The sequence below is a fragment of the Paraburkholderia sp. C35 genome, assembly GCF_003121405.1.
Lineage (GTDB): Bacteria > Pseudomonadota > Gammaproteobacteria > Burkholderiales > Burkholderiaceae > Paraburkholderia.
The window spans coordinates 94,648-112,012 of record NZ_QBUY01000005.1 but is presented as its reverse complement, the minus strand read 5'-3'; the positions used below and the strand labels follow the sequence as shown (position 1 = coordinate 112,012).

Genomic DNA, 17,365 nt, shown 5'->3' with positions numbered 1-17,365 from the left:
ACGTCGCAGTTCATCATGCAACGCTCGTTACCCAAAGATGGGTGAAGATCAGGCAGCCATGTCATTCACGGTCTTCTTTCTCGAAAGACCATAGAATTCGAAGTAGACGACATAAATCAGCATCACGAAGTTGAGAAGATCGACCCAGGTAAGCGGATCGCCACCAAAGCCCGGTACGATTTCCGCTTCATGCAGTACGGAAACGGCGAACCATCGGGTATAGATTTCAAAAGAAATCAAACCCAATCCCCAACAAACCGATGCGCGAATTACCCGGTTCGTGAACATGCTGAACCGGTTCGGCCAGTTTCCTGCGACGTTGACCCAGAAGATCAGCCAGAAAGCAATCCAGACACCCAATTGCGCGGGCCAGACTGGGAGTGATGTGCCGAGCTTTTCGATCGCGCTCGATGGCATGAGAGCCCACTTGAGCAACGCGAGATGGATTGAATAGAGTGCTGTTCCCAGTACGAAATTGCCTGCCAGTGCTGCAAGCGCCGTGTGGCTTTTCCGTCCTAGCATGCTCCATGGCCAGTTGTCGAAAATAAGGTATGTGGTTAGCCACGCGACGATAACGGAATAGAACCAGCCGATCGCGACGGGCAAGGTAAGCAGCGGTGCGTGCGGTGAAGAAGTTGTCGTCAGGTTCGGGTATATGAGCAAGAAATAGCCGAGTCCTGTGAGGCAACAACCGCTCGCCAATTGCGCAACGCTGCCTGCGACCGGCTTCACGCCGCTATCGGACCACGGCCATCCCGACATGCCCGTCGCCAGGATGCCGAATCCGTAAAAGCCGATCAGCACGATAAGGCCGGTCGCACCGTACCCAGCACCGCCCACTGCGGTAAATGTCGGGTCCAACGCGCCATAGCCATAAACGAGTACACCCGGCAAAAGGAATGCAAGTGCGATGGTAGCGACTGTCGCGATACATCCCCGGACAGGTTGTCTGAATGCAGAAAAACCCGCCATGCCGAAGTTAAACCCGATAAAGACAAGCACCAGGATGCCCCAGAACAGATACATGCCAAAGGGCTGCGGCGAGTACTTCCAGACGGCCAGTTTGGCGTCGACGAAAAGACGCCATATACACAGGCTGATGACGTGCACAACCACAAACACAGCAACCGAGAACGCAAATGGATTGAGGACGAATCCCGCTGGCGCAGAAGAAAGTTCCTCTTGCGCAGCCATGTTCGAACTGGTGGGTTCCATGATCGGCGTATCCAATACGATAAGAGCCCGATCGAGTGGCGCGCTGGCATTACGACAATCAGTCGCACGCGTGGAAATCGGACGTAAAGAGCCCCAGCCGCGTCGATCGACGCGGCGCTATGGAGTGAACGGACGTCGGCCGGAGACGGGACGATCCGGCCAGTTACGAGACCGCCAGTGCGCTATCGGTAGACCAGTCCTCCGTCGATCAACGGTGCCTGTCCGGTCATGTAATCGGAGTCAGGGCCCGCGAGGTAGGACACGAGCCCGGCCACATCGTCGGGTGTTTCCGCACGACCCAGCGCGATCCCCTCGACATACTTCTTGTAGGTTTCGCCGACGGGCACGCCAGTTATTTCCGCCATGCGCCTGTCTATCTCCACCCACATGTCCGTTCCGACCACACCCGGACAATAGGCGTTGACCGTGATCCCATCACTCGCCAGTTCTCTCGCCGCCGCTTGCGTCAACGCTCGAACCGCGAACTTCGTTGCGCAATAGACGCCCAGCAGCGCGAACGCATCATGACCCGCGATCGAAGCCGCATTGATGATTTTTCCCTTCTTTTTAAGCGCCTTGAATTTCTTCGCGGCAGCCTGAATACCCCACAACACGCCTTCGACGTTGACTTTCAGAATCCGCTCGACCTCGGCCGGCGTGACATCGAGAATCGCCTGTACCTGAGCGATGCCTGCGATGTTGACCATGATGTCGAGGCTCCCCAGTTCTTTTTCCGCGTGATCGACTGCGGCATAAATGTCGTCGCGCTTCGACACGTCAGCCACGTAAGTGGTGACCCGTCGGCCTAGATCGCGAATCTCGCCTGCAACTGCCTGCAATTTCTCCGCATGGATGTCGACCAGCGCAAGGTCGGCGCCATCCTTCGCGAGGCGCACTGCAATACCACGGCCGATACCTTGTCCGGCACCGGTGACGAGCGCCACCTTCGTATGAATAGTCATCGCATTTCCTTCGAGAAGTTTGAACCGGCAGCCCGATTTGTCAGCTTCAACAGAAAAGGACTGCCGGACCGTTGCTTTCGGCATGCGCAGAACTCACTGCTGTTCCGCCATGCCGGTCGCCCCATGAAAGAATTGTTATGCAAGCTCGCTTGAACGCCGTGACCTGCGTTCAATGTCAGACGTCGGCATCGCCTTACGACAGGTGATGCACTTCCTGCAGCCCGAATACCGGCGTCGGAATACCTTCCATACGTGCTTTCAGTTGCAGTGACAGATACTGTGAGTAATGACGCGACTGATGCAGATTGCCGCCGTGAAACCACAGCGCTTCCTGTTGCGTCGGCTTCCACATGTTGCGCTGCTCCCCTTCCCACGGACCTGGGTCCTTCGTCGTCGCTGAGCCGAGGCCCCACACCTTACCCACCTTGTCGGCCACTTCGCGAGAGATCAGATCGGCGGCCCAGCCGTTCATCGATCCATAACCCGTTGCATAGACAACGAGGTCCGCTGGCAACTCGGTGCCGTCCGACAGCAGTACCGAACGCGCTTTCAGCTCCACCACGTCGACGCGGCTTTTCAGCTTGATCTTGCCGTCGGCGACGAGGTCGGACGCGCCGACATCGATGTAATAGCCCGAGCCGCGCCGCAGATACTTCATGAAGAGACCCGAGCCATCGTCGCCAAAATCGAGCATGAAGCCCGCGCGTTCGAGACGTGCATAAAACCCGGAGTCGAGTTCACGGATCCTCTCGTAGACGGGAATCTGGAACTCGTGAAGGATCTTGTACGGCAACGACGCGAACGTCATGTCGGCTTTCCATGTCGTCATGCCCGAGGCAACCGCACGCTCCGAATAAAGATCGCCGAGTGCATGCTCCATCAGCGATTCCGACTTCACGATATGCGTCGACGAGCGCTGCACCATGGTGACGTCCACGCCCGCTTCCCATAGCGCGCCGCAGATGTCGTGCGACGAATTATTCGCGCCGATCACCACGACTTTCTTGCCGCGATACGCGTCCGGTCCCGGATGCTGCGATGAATGGTGCTGCTCGCCCTCGAATACATCCTGCCCCTTGAATGCGGGAATGTTCGCCTTGCCCGACATGCCCGTCGCAAGCACGAGCTGTTTGGGACGCAGCGTGAGCGTTTCGCCACCGCGCTCGACTTCGACCACCCATTCTTTCGCGGTCTCGTCATAGCGGGCCGATTTGCAGGTGGTGGCGCTCCAGTAGTTCAGCTCCATCACCTTCGTGTACATCTCCAGCCAGTCGCCGACTTTGTCCTTCGGTGTAAAAACCGGCCAGTTGTCGGGAAATGGCAGATACGGCATGTGGTCGTACCAGACGGGATCGTGCAGGCACAGCGTCTTGTAGCGCTTGCGCCATGCATCGCCCGGCTTGTCGTTCTTGTCGATGATGATGGTCGGCACGTTCAGTTGCCTCAAGCGCGCACCGAGCGCGATGCCGCCCTGCCCGCCACCGACAATCAAACAATACGGCTGCGTCGTCACGCCCAGTGTTTCATTTTCATGCTCGCGACGTTCCTTCCAGCTTGTCCGGTCCGTGCGCGCGCCGTGCTCCGCGCCCATCGGACGCCTGGCATTCTTCGGTTCTTCGTGGCCCTTCAGTTCGCTCATCACGGTGAGCAGCGTCCAGATACGACCGTTCTTCAGGCGGATGAAACCATTGCCGCGCGCAACGCCCGTCTCGAACGTGATCCACGCCTGCGCGAGTCCATCTGCTTCGGTTTCGGGTTCACCGGCGGCGACGCGGAAGTTCGACGCATCTGCGCTATCCAGTTGCGCTTCCAGCATCGCGGCAATCTGTTCACGCCCTTCCATGGTCTTGATGTTCCAGGTGAAACTCACGAGGTCGCGCCAGTAACAATCAGGCTGGAACAGTTCGACGACGGCGGGAATGTCCCGCTTCGCGAGCGCGGTGTTCAGGCGTTCGAGCACGTCTGCTACGTTGGATCTGGAATTGACTTCGGCCACGGTTACTCCTCCATAAAAAACGGATGGTCAATACAGTGCTAAAGGCGGGTTGTGGCCCCTTGGAATGGGGCCACAAGTGCGGCGTGATCAGCGTCGGTGTGGCGGGACGATGTTGTGCTTTGCGATGCGCCGGTAGAGCGTCGCCCGCGATATGCCGAGGAGCTTCGCTGCTTCGACGGGATGCCATTTGGCCGTCGTCAGCGCATTGACGATCCGTCGACGTTCGTTCGTATCGGTTTCACCTGTTGGCGCCGGAAGGGAACTGACGGCGGCGTCTACTGCGCCATGTCTGTGATGCGACGCATGAAGGACCGGCGGGCGTACCCGCGCAAAAAGCGGCTCGCCGCTCCCTGCGAGCCGCAACGTGATGAAGTCGTAGCCCATGCGGGCATCGAGAAGCCGTAAGGCGCGAATATCGAAGAGTTCGGACACGTCGCACGGCATGTGCTCGAGTCCCGGCACGCATTCCTTCGCCCGGCGATTCGCGGCAACCGCGTGGCCACGCTCGTCGAAGGCAATCAGAATCTCGGGCTGCGTTTCCACGAAGTGCCGATTGCGATGCGCGAGTATCACCCAGCGGTGCGTGGTGCCATGCAGAAAATAGCTGTTTTCGATGAGCACCGCGCTTTGCCGCACGATATGGTTCACGAGGCGCTGGCTGTCGCGGTCGTCCGGTGAGCGTACAGCCGATGCGTCCAGCACGCCGATCAGTTCGCCGGAAAGGCCGAAGATCGGCGACGCGCTGCACGTCAGCGTAGTGAATGCGGCGCGAAAGTGGTCGACCTTGTGCACGGTGATGGGTTCGCGGTCGAGCAGCACGGTGGCGACGCCGCAGGTGCCTTCCTCACGCTCGGACCAGCACGAACCGGGGTACAGGCCTGCGCGCTTGAACACATTGCGCCGGTCAGGGTCGACGCGATAGTCGATTGTCACGCCCGCCGCATCGGTCAGCATCACGCAGTAGTCGGCTTCGCGCACCATTTCATGCAGTTGCGACAGACACTGCCCTGATGCGCGCAGCACCGGTTCCTCGCGTTGCCGCACGTCGCGTAGCTCCGTCGTGGTGAGGATACGGGGCCCAATCGTGGCACCTGGATCGAGGTGATATTGCTCGAGCGAGCGCCGGTACGACGAGATGAGTCGCGGCGATGCACTCTCGCCCGGGCGCAACGTACGCGCTTCGATCGCATTGCGCACGCGTTCGATATGTCGAGTCTGCGGAACATAGGGCATGTCGTGTCTCCGGCGGTCCGATGGCGTCGCGCCCATCGCGTCACTGCGCGACGCATCGATACTTCGTTGGTTATTGCGTTGTACCACGCGTGTTCGCGGAGATCACACTGCAATGCACCATCGATGTCATTGAGACGTTCGTCTCAGTCGACAGGCCCGGCCCGCCGCTCTCACGCGGATGCCTTTGAACGAGTCACCACTGCATCGACCGTGCGAGCACTGAGCGCCACTGTGCACCCAGTGTCACACGGCCGCGCTTCCAGCCGTATCGGCAAAGAAGGTTCAAATCGACCTGAACAGCGGACTCTTCGCGAGTGCCTCCGCTCCGTCTGCGCTGGTGAGAAACTTCTCCGTATAAATGTCGCGCTCGAAAAGTTGCCCTTGCATGAGCGTGCGGATGGCTGCTTCGATCATCACCGGCGGCCCACAAAGATACGCCTTATGCCCGCGAAACAGGCCGTCGAAATGCGCCTTCGCTGCATCATGCACATAGCCGCGAAAGCCTTCCCACGCTGACTCCCCCGGTTCATCGGACAGCGCAGGCACGTAGGTAAAGTTCTCGTGCCGGCTTTTGAGTTGCAGGAAGAGCTCGTGATAGTAGAGTTCTGAAAGATTACGCGCGCCATACACCAGCGTGATTTGCCGCGCGTCGTTTTCTTCGAGCAAATCGATCAGCATCGACTTCGGGCTCGACAATCCTGATCCGCCTGCAATCAGGATCACCGGCTGCGGGTCCGACTTGCGCACGAAGAAGCGCCCGTACGGGCCGCTAAAGCGAATCTCGTCGCCCGATCTTATTTCGTCGTGAAGATAGCCTGTGCCTTTTCCACCCGGCACACGTCGCACGTTCAACTCGATCAGCGTGCGCGAAGCCGGTTTATCCGCAAGCGAGAACGCGCGCGGCATATTCTCACCCGGAATATGCACGTTCACATACTGGCCCGCCTGGAACTCGATGCCGTCGCCTTCCAGTTCGACGAAAATGCCCTTGATCGTGGGCGTCAGGTCCACCATCTCCTTCACGCGGCCGGTGTAATCGCGCACGGGAAAATGCTGCGCGTCGTCGTCTTCGTCGATGTCCGCTTCGATCGTCAGGTCCGATTGCGCCGTCGCGCAACAGGCAAGGCACTTGCGCTCGTCGCGCTCGAAGTCCATCAACGCAAATGGCGATGCCTGTCCGTGCTCGATCTCGCCATCCAGCACCTGCACCTTGCAGGTCGCGCACAAGCCGTGACAGCATGCATGCGGCAACCACACGCCCGCGCGCATGCACGCATCGAGCAGGGTCTGATCTTCCTCGATCTCGATCGTCTGTCCAATCGGCTCGATGGTCAGTTGGTAGCTCATCGCATCGTCTCCCTTCTAGTTGCGCGATCCGTCGATACCGTTCAGCCCCGGCGTGCGACACCGGATCACCGCCTTGTGACCAAGCCCGTTCTCGCCGACGCTAGCATTGAAATCTGGCGCGAACGGCTGCCCCGAGCGGAACCACTCGGCAGCGCGGATATCGACCTTCTGCCAGTCGGGATGTGACGCGTACATCGCTGGCAACACCGTGTCGATGAGTGTGCCGAACGGCATGGCCGCTTCAACGGGAATGCAATGCGGCGCGCAGAACATCAGATGATCTTCCCAACCGACGAACAGCAACTGCTTGCCGTGATAATTCTCTACACGGTCCCTGATCTCGCCCGTATAGCCTTCCTTGAGCGCAACAACTGACATGATGTGTCTCCAATGTTCTGTGCTTAAGCGGCTTTCTGGCTTGCCTCGGGCGCTTCTTCGCCGCCGTGGCTCGGTTTGCCTGTCCAGCGCAGCCAGTTCTTGCGATCGGGCGAGTCTTCGAACTCGTGACCGTCTTCGCCCACCTTGATGTGGTAGTACCGCAGCACTTCCTGCATCGGTTCGAAATCGGGTGCGCCCGGATCGGCATCTTCGGGAAAGCAGTTGCCCTGAAAGATCTGCTGCACGGGCATCCAGGCCTGTACGTACTTCTCAGGTTCGTTGTCGAAGATGTCCTTGCAGCCGTCGGAACAGAAGTGAAATTTGTTGCCGAGATAGTCGCTCTCGCGGTAACAGATTTTCGTCGGATCGTCGGGCTCGGTGAAAGCCATCGGAATCTGGCAGATCTGGCACAGCATCGGCAGCGTCATGTTGTAGAACCTGCGACCCGCCTGCTGTTCTTCGCGCCAGTATTCGAGGCGCGGCCGATACAGCGAGTCGAACGTGGCCGGATACTTCTCGGCGAGCCACTGCATTTCATCGTCGGATGGAATCCACGTATGCATCGCCGCTGCGTGCGTATAGTTGTAGAAAATGCCCCATGCCTGATGCGAAAGACGATCTTTCTCCTTCATTGCCACTTCGTGATACTTCGGCATACGGATGCCATAGCGTTCGAGGTCATGAAACAGTGCACCGCCATTCTTCTCGAAGTACGTTTCCCACGCTTCCTGCCACGACATGATGCGTTTGGGCAGCATGTAGTCCATCATCATCGCGACCAGCGTCAGCAGCCGATAGCCGCGCCAGAACCACTTGTCGATCCACTTCTGGATGATCGGCACATTGCCCGGGTCCTGCTCCAGCAGGAACTTCACGACTTCGAGTCCGAGTGTCATATGGCGCGATTCGTCGGACTGCGCGGAGAAGCCGAACGTGACCGTCGCCATGTCGCCGTTAAACGCTGCACCCGACATGAACGGCATGAACAGCAGATTGGTCAGCACGTATTCGAACGAGAACGAGATGGCCGTCACGAACTCGAACGGACCCGCGCTCATCGCGTCTTCGAAATACGACTTCGGCACCGACAGATACCACACGCGGTCGTGCATATGCCGGAAATCGTGAAAGCCGTTGAAGTACTTGTTGTAGTGGCTGATCGTATGTACCTGCGTCTGCGCATGGCGCAATTCGTCGATAGCCTGCATCTGGCAGGCGATGCGTGCGCCGGCGCCGCGGAAATTGCGCCCTGCAAGCGCGAAGCCGCGATGCGCTGCGTATTCGAGCGGGCTCACGCCTGTCAGAAAGAGCTTGAGTGCATTGATGTAGCGCGGATCGGTGACATTGAACTGACCGTTGTTCTGCTGGAATGCGTCGATGATCGCGTACAGCTTGCGCTCCTTCTCGCCCTGATACTTCCAGTACGCATCCATCGTTAAACGGAACGGGTCTTCCCATTTGTCCCAGTCGTGCACCTTGATGCCTTCGAAACGGTCATACGGGAACACTTCATCCATCGGTTGATAGGTGGTTTCCCAGCCGAGACCGCGTGTGAGCATCGCGTAGTTTTCCTTGATGCTCAGCTTCTTCGGCGTTGCCGGTTGTGTGCTCATGGTCGTGTCTCCTTTCTCTCGCCGCTCAGGCTTTCCATTCGAGGATGAATTCGTCGTCGGTCTCGTCGATGTTGCCGCCGAGTGAAATCAGGTTCAGTTGCAGTTCGCGCAAATCGAACTCGCGGCCGATCAGCGCTTCAATCGACGCACGCCGGATCACGAGTTTGCCAACGGCATCGATCTTGATCATCGCGGGAAATGCGTTGACCACCGCGTGCGGATTGTCTGCTTCGATGGCCTCGATGATGGGCCGCGAATCGTCGTTGGCCTGAAACGCGATGAACACGGAATCAGCCATGGCTCACCTCCACGCCCTGCTTCGCGACGCGTGCGTCGAAGGTGTTTGCGATGTCTTCGAGCGCGTGATGCGCGTCGTCGCCGAGACCCGCGATTGCGAGCGGCCCCAGTGCATCGAGCACTGCCGTGCGCCACTTCGTGACCCACTGACCAAGCAACGCCTTGTTCTCGGGCGATTCCGCTGCCGCCGTCTTGACGGTCGCATCGACCCAGCGGCTCGTTTCATCGAACCAGCTGCTGGCAAACTCGTTGAGCATGCCAAGACCCGGTCCATGCAATCGCGACACACGTTCGTCGACATGCCGATACACGAGTGGATACAACAAACCATCGAGTACCAGGTTCTGCGCGACAAACGTCTCGAACCAGTCTTTCACGACCATCGTGTTCTCGACTACACGCCGCAGTCCTTGCCACATCGGATCGCTCAACCATCTCTCCTTCCCTTCGACCAGCGACGTGCCCTGATTGCCATCCAGCGCGAGCCCGATACGCGACAGGTACTGCGCAATGCCAAGCCGATCCATGCAATGGAACATCGTCGCCTGCGTGATCGCCGTGCCCCAGCCATAGCCCGTCACGAAGCAGTTATTCGTGTTGGCGGCCCATTCGACGTGACGCAACGGCACCATCAGCGCGGCGATATGCGCCTTCGCTTCATCGGAGAGATCCGTGAGCAGGCGTCGCTTCGCAACGAACTCGAAGTTCTTCTCCATCGCGTCCTGCTGCTTCGCACGAGCTGTCGTATAGGCGCCGTAGTAGTACTGGCGCGGATCCTTGAACGCATACCAGTCGTTCATCACGATGGCCGTGCGGCCCTTGTCATAGAGTTCGAATTCGGGCTGCCAGAGCGGCCGATAGTGAAAATTGACCTCCGGCTGCAGGTCGAACGTGGCTTCCTGGTAGCGCGACGCGGGCTTGTCCGCACCGAGCCGTCTTGCGACGTGAGAGAAGGTCTGCCGTACCTGCTCGACTGCCGTCGTCTTGATATCGATCTGCATTCGTCACTCCTTTGTCTGGATGGTCATTCAGAGAGTCCGGGTTGCCCGTAGCGCCACTTGGCCTGATCAATGTCGAGTTGTGTGCCCTCGTCACGTGTCAGATAGATCACGTGATTCGTGCGGCAGAACGACTGAAAGTCGCGCAACGGCATCACCAGTTCGACGCTCAGCGCCGGGTCGCCAATCGAGAAATCGAATTCGACGAAGCCGTCATCCCTCTGCTCCCTGAAGCGCACGTAGCGCCGGGTGACGTCGAATGTGCGCGGGGACTGCGCGTAAGCAGGCGGTTGCATCGCTGTCTCCTTGGGTTTGGTGTTGATGGCCGGCGTTGTCATTGAATGATTCGATCGGGAACCGGCGTGCACACCCTATAAGGCAACACCTATGCCAACGCAAAGTTGCAGATACAGCGATCATTGCGGCGCGAGGCCATGAGACCCTTGCGCCACGAGGCCTGGACGACATCGATTCGTTTTCTGACGCATGCATCGCGGCCCGGATATGCGCACAACCGGTTTGATGAAATGCTCGAAAAGCGTGGGCTAGTGCGCGCTGCGCGTTGATCAATTCCGTATCAGGGAACGCCCCGATAGCGCCGCTGACGCCATCTGCCAACCATACGGCCTGGCGTTGCGCCGCTCACGCAGATCACCTATCGTGACGCAATGACTATGACCAGACAGCAGGAGACACCCGCAATGCCACGCCGCGAGAAAGCGTCCGCGAGCACCCAGGACGGCATGTCGATGGTCGCGCCCAACGGCGCCCCCGTCGACAGCCTTCGTTATCCCGACATCGCGGACCTGATGTCGCGTCTGCACTTTTCTCCCGGCGATGGCCGCATCTGGCTCGATGAGCAGCGCATGCTGCTCATGCACACGGGTGCAATGGGCTCGATGCGCCGCGAACTGATCGAAAGCCTCGGAATCGACGCCGCGCGCGGCCTGCTCACGCGCATGGGCTACAACTCGGGCGCTCGCGATGCCGAACTCGCGCGCCGCGTGCGTCCTGAGAACAGCATCACCGAAATGTTCGCGGTCGGTCCGCAGTTGCATATGCTCGAAGGGATGACGGTGGTCGAGCCAGTACGGCTCGAAATCGATGTGGAGCGCGGCAAGTACTACGGCGAATTCATCTGGAAGAACTGCGCGGAAGATGAAGAGCACGTGCGCATCTATGGCATCGGTGCCGAACCGGTGTGCTGGACGCAGCTCGGCTATGCAGCGGGTTATACGAGCGTTTTCATGGGCCGACCGATTCTCTATCGCGAGGTGGAGTGCCGCGCACTTGGCCAGGCGCATTGCCGCATCATCGGCAAGCCGGTCGAGGAATGGGGCGATGAAGCCGCCGACGATCTGCGCTTCATGCAGGCGCAGGCCTTCACGCAAGGCTTATCTGCGTCTGGCAAGGTCGATCACGGCAGCGAAGGCGCGTTCGGCGACGCGAACATGGTCGGTGCATCGCCCGGCTTCAATGCCGTTTGTCATATGATCAAACGCGTCGCGAGCACGCGAGCGACTGTGCTGTTTCTTGGCGAGAGCGGTGTCGGCAAGGAAGTGTGTGCGCGATCGCTGCATCGGATCAGCACGCGCAGCGACGGCCCCTTCGTCGCGGTCAATTGCGCGGCAATTCCCGAAGCGTTGGTCGAATCCGAACTCTTTGGCGTAGACAAAGGGGGCTACACCGATGCGACGCAGTCCCGTCCCGGACGCTTCGAGCGCGCGCACGGCGGCACGCTCTTTCTCGACGAGATCGGTATTCTCAGCATGACCGCGCAAGGCAAGCTCCTGCGTGCGCTGCAGGAAGGCGAGATCGAGCGCGTCGGCGGCACGGAGACCAAGCGTATCGATGTGCGAGTCGTCGCTGCGACCAATCTCGATCTGCGCGATGAAATTCGCGCGGGTCGCTTTCGCGAGGATCTGTACTTCCGTCTGAACGTGTTTCCGATTCGCGTGCCATCGTTGCGCGAACGACGCGAGGACCTGCCCGTGCTGCTCAATCACATGCTGCGCAAGTATCGCGAGCGTCATCAACGCGACGTCACCGGCTTTACACCACGCGCACTGGACGCCCTGCTCAATTATGGCTGGCCTGGCAATATCCGCGAGATGGAGAACATCGTCGAGCGCGGTGTAATTCTCGCCAATGACGGCGGCGCAATCGACATCGGCCATCTCTTTACGAGCGGCGAAAGCATTGAAACCAGTAGCTTTGGCATCAGCGACGATGGCTCGCTTGCGGCGTCGAATACTTTGCTGACGCAGTCGGGCGATACAGAGGGCAACGAGGTCCAGCGGGTAACGCGAAAGGTGAACAGCCTGCTGCTCGGCATCGGCGGAGACGATGCGCAACCCACTTCCCTCGACGACATTGAAACCGCGCTTCTCAAGAGTGCGGTGCAACGCGCCGATGGCAATCTGTCGGCCGCGGCGCGGATGCTGGGCATTACGCGGCCGCAGCTGGTCTATCGCCTGAAGAGTCGGGGCTTGCGGATTTAAGTGCCCATGGTTGCGCACCGTGCAGCAGGCGGAAACACGCGCCACGTGCCGTCGTCGTGCCGGAAGAAGAAAATCAGGAGCGTTCCATCTGGCCGGGCGGACTCTACGCACACGTAACGCCTTTGGTCTGACGTCATGCGACCAAACCGCACGAGACGGGCTGGCGCGGTCGACGTCGGCGCAAACCATTTTTCGACCAACATACGCAGGGACATCCCACCGACATTCATGATTCGCTCCAACTGCGTTCCGTCGCGCGATTGCGGGCGCGTTACCGCCTCTGCCTCATTCTTGCGAAACCAGTCAGTCGACGGTTTCGTGCAATCTGAGTGCTTCGCTACGTTTAAGGCAACGGATGTGCCAGGATCGCCCGGATGCACAGACAGCAGGCAGCCGAATCAGTTGATGGCGCAGACAGCGCGTTTTCAGGCCACACGAATCGATGGGTTGGGTCACGAAGCGAAGCCCTGCGGTCGATGGGAATCGACGAAAAGGTGAAATTCGCAACTTCGTATCGGTGACAGGTTGGATCAATTGGACATCAAGGAAAACCCTTGCTCTCGGCTCGCGATTCAAGTGTCCTTCCACTCCGTCATTCAGCCTGTGCTGATTCCGATTCCCGGCTAGCAGCCTGCAGCGCCGCCAGCACCACGGACACCGCCGTGCTTCGCGGCTCGGCCGTCAACGCACCGATGCGCTGCACTGCGGTCGACACCTTCAACGGCAACTGCCGCAGTTCTCCATTCAGATCCGTTTCGCCGCGCCGCAAGCGGGTCGAGACGAACAGGCACGGGACGCGCCGCGCCACCGCACAGTTGGTCAGATGCGAGGTCGACTCCATCAGCACGTGCGGCGCGGGCACGCCCGCAGTCGCGAATTCCACTTCGAGAGCGGTTCGCATCGGAGAACCCATCGACGGCATGATCCACGGCCATGCAGCTGCGTCACGCCACGTGACACGACTGTGCCGATGCAGCGGATGACTTTTCGGCGCGACAACCAGAATCTCGTCGCTATATAGCTCGGTGACCGTAAAGCCCGCTGTCAGCACCGACGATTCCAACCGGCACACGACCATATCGAGTTCGCGGCGCTGCATGAGCGGCAGCAAATGGTCGAGCGTGTTTTCCGAATAGTTGATCTGCTGCGTCGGCGCATGCCTTGCGAGGTACTCGATCACACCTGGCAGCACGCGCATGGAAATATACGGCAGCATGCCGACCTTCAACGGCAGGCTCGTGCCGCGTTTCAATGCATCGAACGCGGGCTGGATCGTGTGCAGGTCGGTAAGGATGCGCGCGACGCATTCGAGCATCGCTTCGCCGTATGCCGTGGGCGCAACCCGTCGCGAGGTGCGCTCGAACAACGGCAGGCCCAGTGTGTCCTCCAGTTCGCGCAACCACTTCGACAGCGCCGGCTGCGTGATGGATGCCTCCTCGGCCGTACGCGCAAAGCTGCGATGCCGCCCTAGCCAGTCGAGCGTCTCCAGATCACGTATGCGCAGCCTGCGCAACACGTGCGGCAAGTGCTCGATACGACTGCGATCGGCGCCCGGTGGCACCACGTCGGGAAGCAATACGGACGGTCTTTTCGTTGCAGCCATCGCGGTTTCTCATCCATTACCGTGCGGTTATTGATCAACCTTCATCTTTCATCGAATCGTATCGCAGATCGCTACACAATTGAGCATGCATCCATGCTGCGCGGATGCGGGAAAGCGCGAACATAAACCTATGAAAACAGGCAGTGACCTGAACGTCGACGCTTCAGACCTGAACGACATCGAAGGAGACACGATGAAACACCTCACCAGCGCATGCGCGTTTGCATGCGCAATACTCGCGACATCCGGCGCCCACGGCGCACAAGACACAGACCGGCGCCCGAACGTCCTGCTGATCGTCGCGGACGATCTCGGCTACTCGGATATCGGCGCGTTCGGCGGCGAGATCAACACGCCGAATCTCGACCGTCTCGCGAAAGAAGGCGTGCGCATGACCGACTTTTACGCCTCGCCGTTCTGCTCGCCGACGCGCGCGATGCTGATGTCGGGCGTCGACAATCATCGTGTGGGGCTTGGCGGAATGGCCGAACTGCTGACGCCCAAACAACGCAGCGCGGCCGGCTACGAAGGCTATCTGACGCATTCCGTCGTCACGTTTCCAACCTTGCTCGAGAACGCGGGTTACCACACCTACATGGTCGGCAAGTGGCATCTGGGGCTGACGGAGGAGTACAGCCCCGCGCAACGCGGCTTCGAGCAGTCGTATGCAATGGTGCAAGGCGGAGCCAGTCACTTCGACCAGACGGGAATCATCACGACCGATCCGGATAAGACGCCGAAAGCGATGTACCGCGAGAACGGCAAGCTCGTCGATCTGCCGGACAACTTTTATTCGACCGTTTTCTATACGGACAAGATCCTGTCGTATATCGACAGCAACAAGGATGACGGCAAGCCGTTCTTCGCCTACGTCGCGTACACCGCGCCGCACTGGCCGCTGCAGGCTCCCGATGAGTACATTGCGAAATACGAGGGCGAGTACGATGTCGGCTATGACGTAATCCGTGCACAGCGCCTCGCGCGCATGAAGACGCTCGGCATCGTGCCGAAGGACATGCAATCGTATGAAGGCAATGGCGCCTGGCCGAAGTGGAGTTCGCTGACGCCGGTGCAGCAGCGCATCGAAGCGAAACGCATGGCCGTGTACGCCGCGATGGTCGAGACGATGGACGCGCAGATCGGGCGCATCGTCGCGCATCTGAAGGAAACGGGACAGTACGACAACACGCTGATCTTCTTCATGTCGGACAACGGCGCCGACGGCAACAGCATTCTCGACGAAGCCGCCGATCGTGACTGGATCAGACGCCACGCCGATAACAGCATCGCCAACACCGGACGCAAGGGCTCGTTCGTCGAGTACGGTCCGGGCTGGGCGCAGGTCAGCGCGACACCGTTGCATCTGTACAAGGCGTTCGCCCATGAAGGCGGCATCGCCGTGCCGAACATCGTCGTGATGCCACACTCGCCGCGCGCCGGGCAGATCAGCCGTGTGCCCGCCCATGTGACGGATGTGGCGCCGACCATTCTGCAGCTTGCGGGCGTCTCGCCGCCCGATGGCAGATACGACGGGCGTCCCGTGTTCCGCATGCAGGGCACGTCGATGCTGAGCTTCCTGTCGGGTCAGAGCAGCAAGGTTCACGGACAGTTCGTCGAAGGCTGGGAGCTCAATGGCCGCCGCGCGATGCGCAAAGGCGACTGGAAGATCGCCTACGCGAACAAGCCATGGGGCAAGGACCGCTGGGAGCTGTATCACGTAAGCGTCGACCGGGCCGAATTGCACGATCTCGCCGCGCAGTACCCGGCGAAGCTGAAGGAACTGGTCGCGGATTATCAGCAGTACCAGACGGCAAATGGCGTGCAGGACATCCCCGGTCTCGCGGAACGCCCCGGTTACAGCAACGGTACCCACTACTATCAAGATGAACTCGATACGAATCAGTAAGCGCTGCGTGCTCGCTGCCGTGTGGCTCGCGACGGCGTGCGCGTCGGCCTTCGCATCGGCAGACAAACCGTTGTGTGAAGCGTATCGCGGCGTGCCCGATGGCTTCGGCGCGATGCGCGGCAATATTCCGAATCGGGCAGGCATGATCGCGATCCCAGCGGGCCGCTTCCGGATGGGCTCGACCGAAGGCTATCCGGAAGAGCGCAACGTGCAGCCGGTGAAGCTGGACGGCTTCCTGATCGACGTGCACGAGGTGACGAACGCGCAGTTCGCCATGTTCGTTCAGGCGACCGGCTACGTCACCGAAGCCGAGCGCCAGCGCGATCCCGCCGATTTTCCTGGTGTGCCGGCGGCGCAGCTACGACCGGGGTCGGTCGTGTTCGTATGGCCGAACGGCGCCGAACAGTTCGAGGAGTCGTACCGATGGTGGCGCTTTCAGCCGGGCGCAAACTGGCGGCATCCGTATGGACCAGGGAGCAGCATTGCCGGCAAGGCGAATCATCCCGTCGTGCAGGTAACGTATCGCGATGCGCTGGCGTATGCCAAATGGCTGGGCCGCGACCTGCCGACCGAAGCCGAGTATGAATACGCGGCGCGCGGCGGCAGGGAAAGCGAGACGTACCCGTGGGGCAACACGTTCAAGGTCGACGGCAAATACATGGCCAACACATGGCAGGGCGACTTTCCGGCCCATAACGAAGCGAGCGACGGCCAGAAGGACAGTGCGCCTGTCGGTTGTTATCCCGCGAATGGTTATGGGATGCTCGATCCCGTCGGCAACGTGTGGCAGTGGACGAAAGATGTCTACGCCGATCGGCATCCTGCCGAGGAAGCTCAGAACCCGCTTGTCGTCAGAGTGTCGGCACCATTCGATGACGAACGTCACCCGGCTCGCGTCATCAAGGGCGGCTCGTTCCTGTGCGCGCCGAACTTCTGCGTGCGCTACCGGCCATCCTCCCGGCAGCCCCAAGATCCGACCCTCGGTACGGTACACATCGGCTTCAGGACGGTGCTGAGAATATCGTCGGAACAGGCTAAGCAGGGAGCTTCACCACGCAGCGGACGTGACTAACGATTGAAAATCCGCAACCTCGACGCCGGCTCCCGCTGGTACTGCTGCTGTTGCCAGTACTTCTTCGACTACTGATGAAGCAGCGGTCAGCAAAGGCAACCTGAAGGGCGCGGCAGATGACATGCCACCGCGAAATGGCATCGCGCCAGACGCTTAATCGTTTCCTAAGCCTATGACCACTAACATCGCCTTTACTACTTCGGTAGACCATCCACGCAGGTGGTTAAATCGCGGGCATCGAAGG

15 protein-coding genes are annotated in these 17,365 nt (G+C 59.8%); 3 read left to right on the top strand and 12 right to left on the bottom strand.

What is annotated here, in order from left to right:
• Positions 1-48: 48 nt before the first annotated feature.
• From DK391_RS05015 to DK391_RS04970, 10 genes are all read right to left on the bottom strand, one after another.
• Positions 49-1,215 carry a hypothetical protein gene (locus DK391_RS05015; RefSeq protein ID WP_109476885.1) on the bottom strand — a complete coding sequence of 389 codons (1,167 nt, stop codon included), beginning with the start codon at positions 1,213-1,215 and terminating at the stop codon, positions 49-51.
• Between the two features lie 182 nt (positions 1,216-1,397).
• A complete protein-coding gene (locus tag DK391_RS05010) occupies positions 1,398-2,261 on the bottom strand; it encodes an acetoin reductase (protein ID WP_239482705.1) in 864 nt (287 codons plus the stop codon).
• A 109-nt stretch (positions 2,262-2,370) separates the two neighbouring features.
• Positions 2,371-4,173, bottom strand: a complete 1,803-nt coding sequence (locus DK391_RS05005) for an NAD(P)/FAD-dependent oxidoreductase (protein WP_109476883.1) — start codon at positions 4,171-4,173, stop codon at positions 2,371-2,373.
• Positions 4,174-4,260: 87 nt separating this feature from the next.
• Positions 4,261-5,406 (bottom strand): helix-turn-helix domain-containing protein, encoded by a 1,146-nt coding sequence (locus tag DK391_RS05000; protein WP_109476882.1) that lies wholly within the window; start codon positions 5,404-5,406, stop codon positions 4,261-4,263.
• 282 nt (positions 5,407-5,688) lie between these two features.
• On the bottom strand, positions 5,689-6,753 hold the full coding sequence (locus tag DK391_RS04995) for a phenol 2-monooxygenase domain-containing protein (protein ID WP_109476881.1): 1,065 nt from the start codon (positions 6,751-6,753) through the stop codon (positions 5,689-5,691).
• A gap of 15 nt (positions 6,754-6,768) precedes the next feature.
• On the bottom strand, positions 6,769-7,131 hold the full coding sequence (locus DK391_RS04990; RefSeq protein WP_109476880.1) for a phenol hydroxylase subunit P4: 363 nt from the start codon (positions 7,129-7,131) through the stop codon (positions 6,769-6,771).
• A gap of 23 nt (positions 7,132-7,154) precedes the next feature.
• Positions 7,155-8,744, bottom strand: coding sequence for an aromatic/alkene/methane monooxygenase hydroxylase/oxygenase subunit alpha (locus DK391_RS04985; protein WP_109476879.1), 1,590 nt, complete (start codon positions 8,742-8,744; stop codon positions 7,155-7,157).
• Between the two features lie 25 nt (positions 8,745-8,769).
• Positions 8,770-9,042 carry an MmoB/DmpM family protein gene (locus tag DK391_RS04980; RefSeq protein WP_109476878.1) on the bottom strand — a complete coding sequence of 91 codons (273 nt, stop codon included), beginning with the start codon at positions 9,040-9,042 and terminating at the stop codon, positions 8,770-8,772.
• Entirely contained in the window at positions 9,035-10,042 is a 1,008-nt protein-coding gene (locus DK391_RS04975) for an aromatic/alkene monooxygenase hydroxylase subunit beta (RefSeq protein ID WP_109476877.1), read from the bottom strand. Before DK391_RS04975 ends, DK391_RS04980 begins: the two co-directional genes overlap by 8 nt.
• A 23-nt stretch (positions 10,043-10,065) precedes the next feature.
• Positions 10,066-10,335: a phenol hydroxylase subunit gene (locus DK391_RS04970; protein ID WP_109476984.1), complete on the bottom strand. Its 270-nt coding sequence runs from the start codon at positions 10,333-10,335 to the stop codon at positions 10,066-10,068.
• Positions 10,336-10,788: 453 nt separating this feature from the next.
• Here DK391_RS04970 and DK391_RS04965 point away from each other — a divergent pair, with 453 nt between their 5' ends.
• Positions 10,789-12,540, top strand: a complete 1,752-nt coding sequence (locus tag DK391_RS04965; protein ID WP_109476983.1) for a sigma-54-dependent Fis family transcriptional regulator — start codon at positions 10,789-10,791, stop codon at positions 12,538-12,540.
• Here the strand turns inward: DK391_RS04965 and DK391_RS45200 are convergent.
• Positions 12,537-12,770, bottom strand: coding sequence for a hypothetical protein (locus DK391_RS45200; RefSeq protein WP_109476876.1), 234 nt, complete (start codon positions 12,768-12,770; stop codon positions 12,537-12,539). The two genes, DK391_RS04965 and DK391_RS45200, sit on opposite strands and share 4 nt — an antisense overlap.
• A 362-nt stretch (positions 12,771-13,132) precedes the next feature.
• Positions 13,133-14,143 (bottom strand): LysR substrate-binding domain-containing protein, encoded by a 1,011-nt coding sequence (locus tag DK391_RS04955; RefSeq protein WP_109476875.1) that lies wholly within the window; start codon positions 14,141-14,143, stop codon positions 13,133-13,135.
• 193 nt (positions 14,144-14,336) lie between these two features.
• Between DK391_RS04955 and DK391_RS04950 the strand changes: the two genes are divergently transcribed.
• Together DK391_RS04950 and DK391_RS04945 are read left to right on the top strand one after the other, a co-directional pair.
• Positions 14,337-16,049 carry an arylsulfatase gene (locus DK391_RS04950; protein WP_109476982.1) on the top strand — a complete coding sequence of 571 codons (1,713 nt, stop codon included), beginning with the start codon at positions 14,337-14,339 and terminating at the stop codon, positions 16,047-16,049.
• Positions 16,027-17,121, top strand: a complete 1,095-nt coding sequence (locus DK391_RS04945) for a formylglycine-generating enzyme family protein (RefSeq protein ID WP_109476874.1) — start codon at positions 16,027-16,029, stop codon at positions 17,119-17,121. The genes DK391_RS04950 and DK391_RS04945 overlap by 23 nt, the downstream gene beginning before the upstream one ends.
• Positions 17,122-17,365: the final 244 nt, after the last annotated feature.

Coding starts and splice junctions, on each gene's coding strand:
- DK391_RS05015 (WP_109476885.1), bottom strand. CDS start 1,215: ATGGAACCCACCAGTTCGAACATGGCTGCGCAAGAGGAACTTTCTTCT.
- DK391_RS05010 (WP_239482705.1), bottom strand. CDS start 2,261: ATGCCGAAAGCAACGGTCCGGCAGTCCTTTTCTGTTGAAGCTGACAAA.
- DK391_RS05000 (WP_109476882.1), bottom strand. CDS start 5,406: ATGCCCTATGTTCCGCAGACTCGACATATCGAACGCGTGCGCAATGCG.
- DK391_RS04995 (WP_109476881.1), bottom strand. CDS start 6,753: ATGAGCTACCAACTGACCATCGAGCCGATTGGACAGACGATCGAGATC.
- DK391_RS04990 (WP_109476880.1), bottom strand. CDS start 7,131: ATGTCAGTTGTTGCGCTCAAGGAAGGCTATACGGGCGAGATCAGGGAC.
- DK391_RS04985 (WP_109476879.1), bottom strand. CDS start 8,744: ATGAGCACACAACCGGCAACGCCGAAGAAGCTGAGCATCAAGGAAAAC.
- DK391_RS04980 (WP_109476878.1), bottom strand. CDS start 9,042: ATGGCTGATTCCGTGTTCATCGCGTTTCAGGCCAACGACGATTCGCGG.
- DK391_RS04975 (WP_109476877.1), bottom strand. CDS start 10,042: ATGCAGATCGATATCAAGACGACGGCAGTCGAGCAGGTACGGCAGACC.
- DK391_RS04970 (WP_109476984.1), bottom strand. CDS start 10,335: ATGCAACCGCCTGCTTACGCGCAGTCCCCGCGCACATTCGACGTCACC.
- DK391_RS04965 (WP_109476983.1), top strand. CDS start 10,789: ATGGTCGCGCCCAACGGCGCCCCCGTCGACAGCCTTCGTTATCCCGAC.
- DK391_RS45200 (WP_109476876.1), bottom strand. CDS start 12,770: ATGAATGTCGGTGGGATGTCCCTGCGTATGTTGGTCGAAAAATGGTTT.
- DK391_RS04955 (WP_109476875.1), bottom strand. CDS start 14,143: ATGGCTGCAACGAAAAGACCGTCCGTATTGCTTCCCGACGTGGTGCCA.
- DK391_RS04950 (WP_109476982.1), top strand. CDS start 14,337: ATGAAACACCTCACCAGCGCATGCGCGTTTGCATGCGCAATACTCGCG.
- DK391_RS04945 (WP_109476874.1), top strand. CDS start 16,027: ATGAACTCGATACGAATCAGTAAGCGCTGCGTGCTCGCTGCCGTGTGG.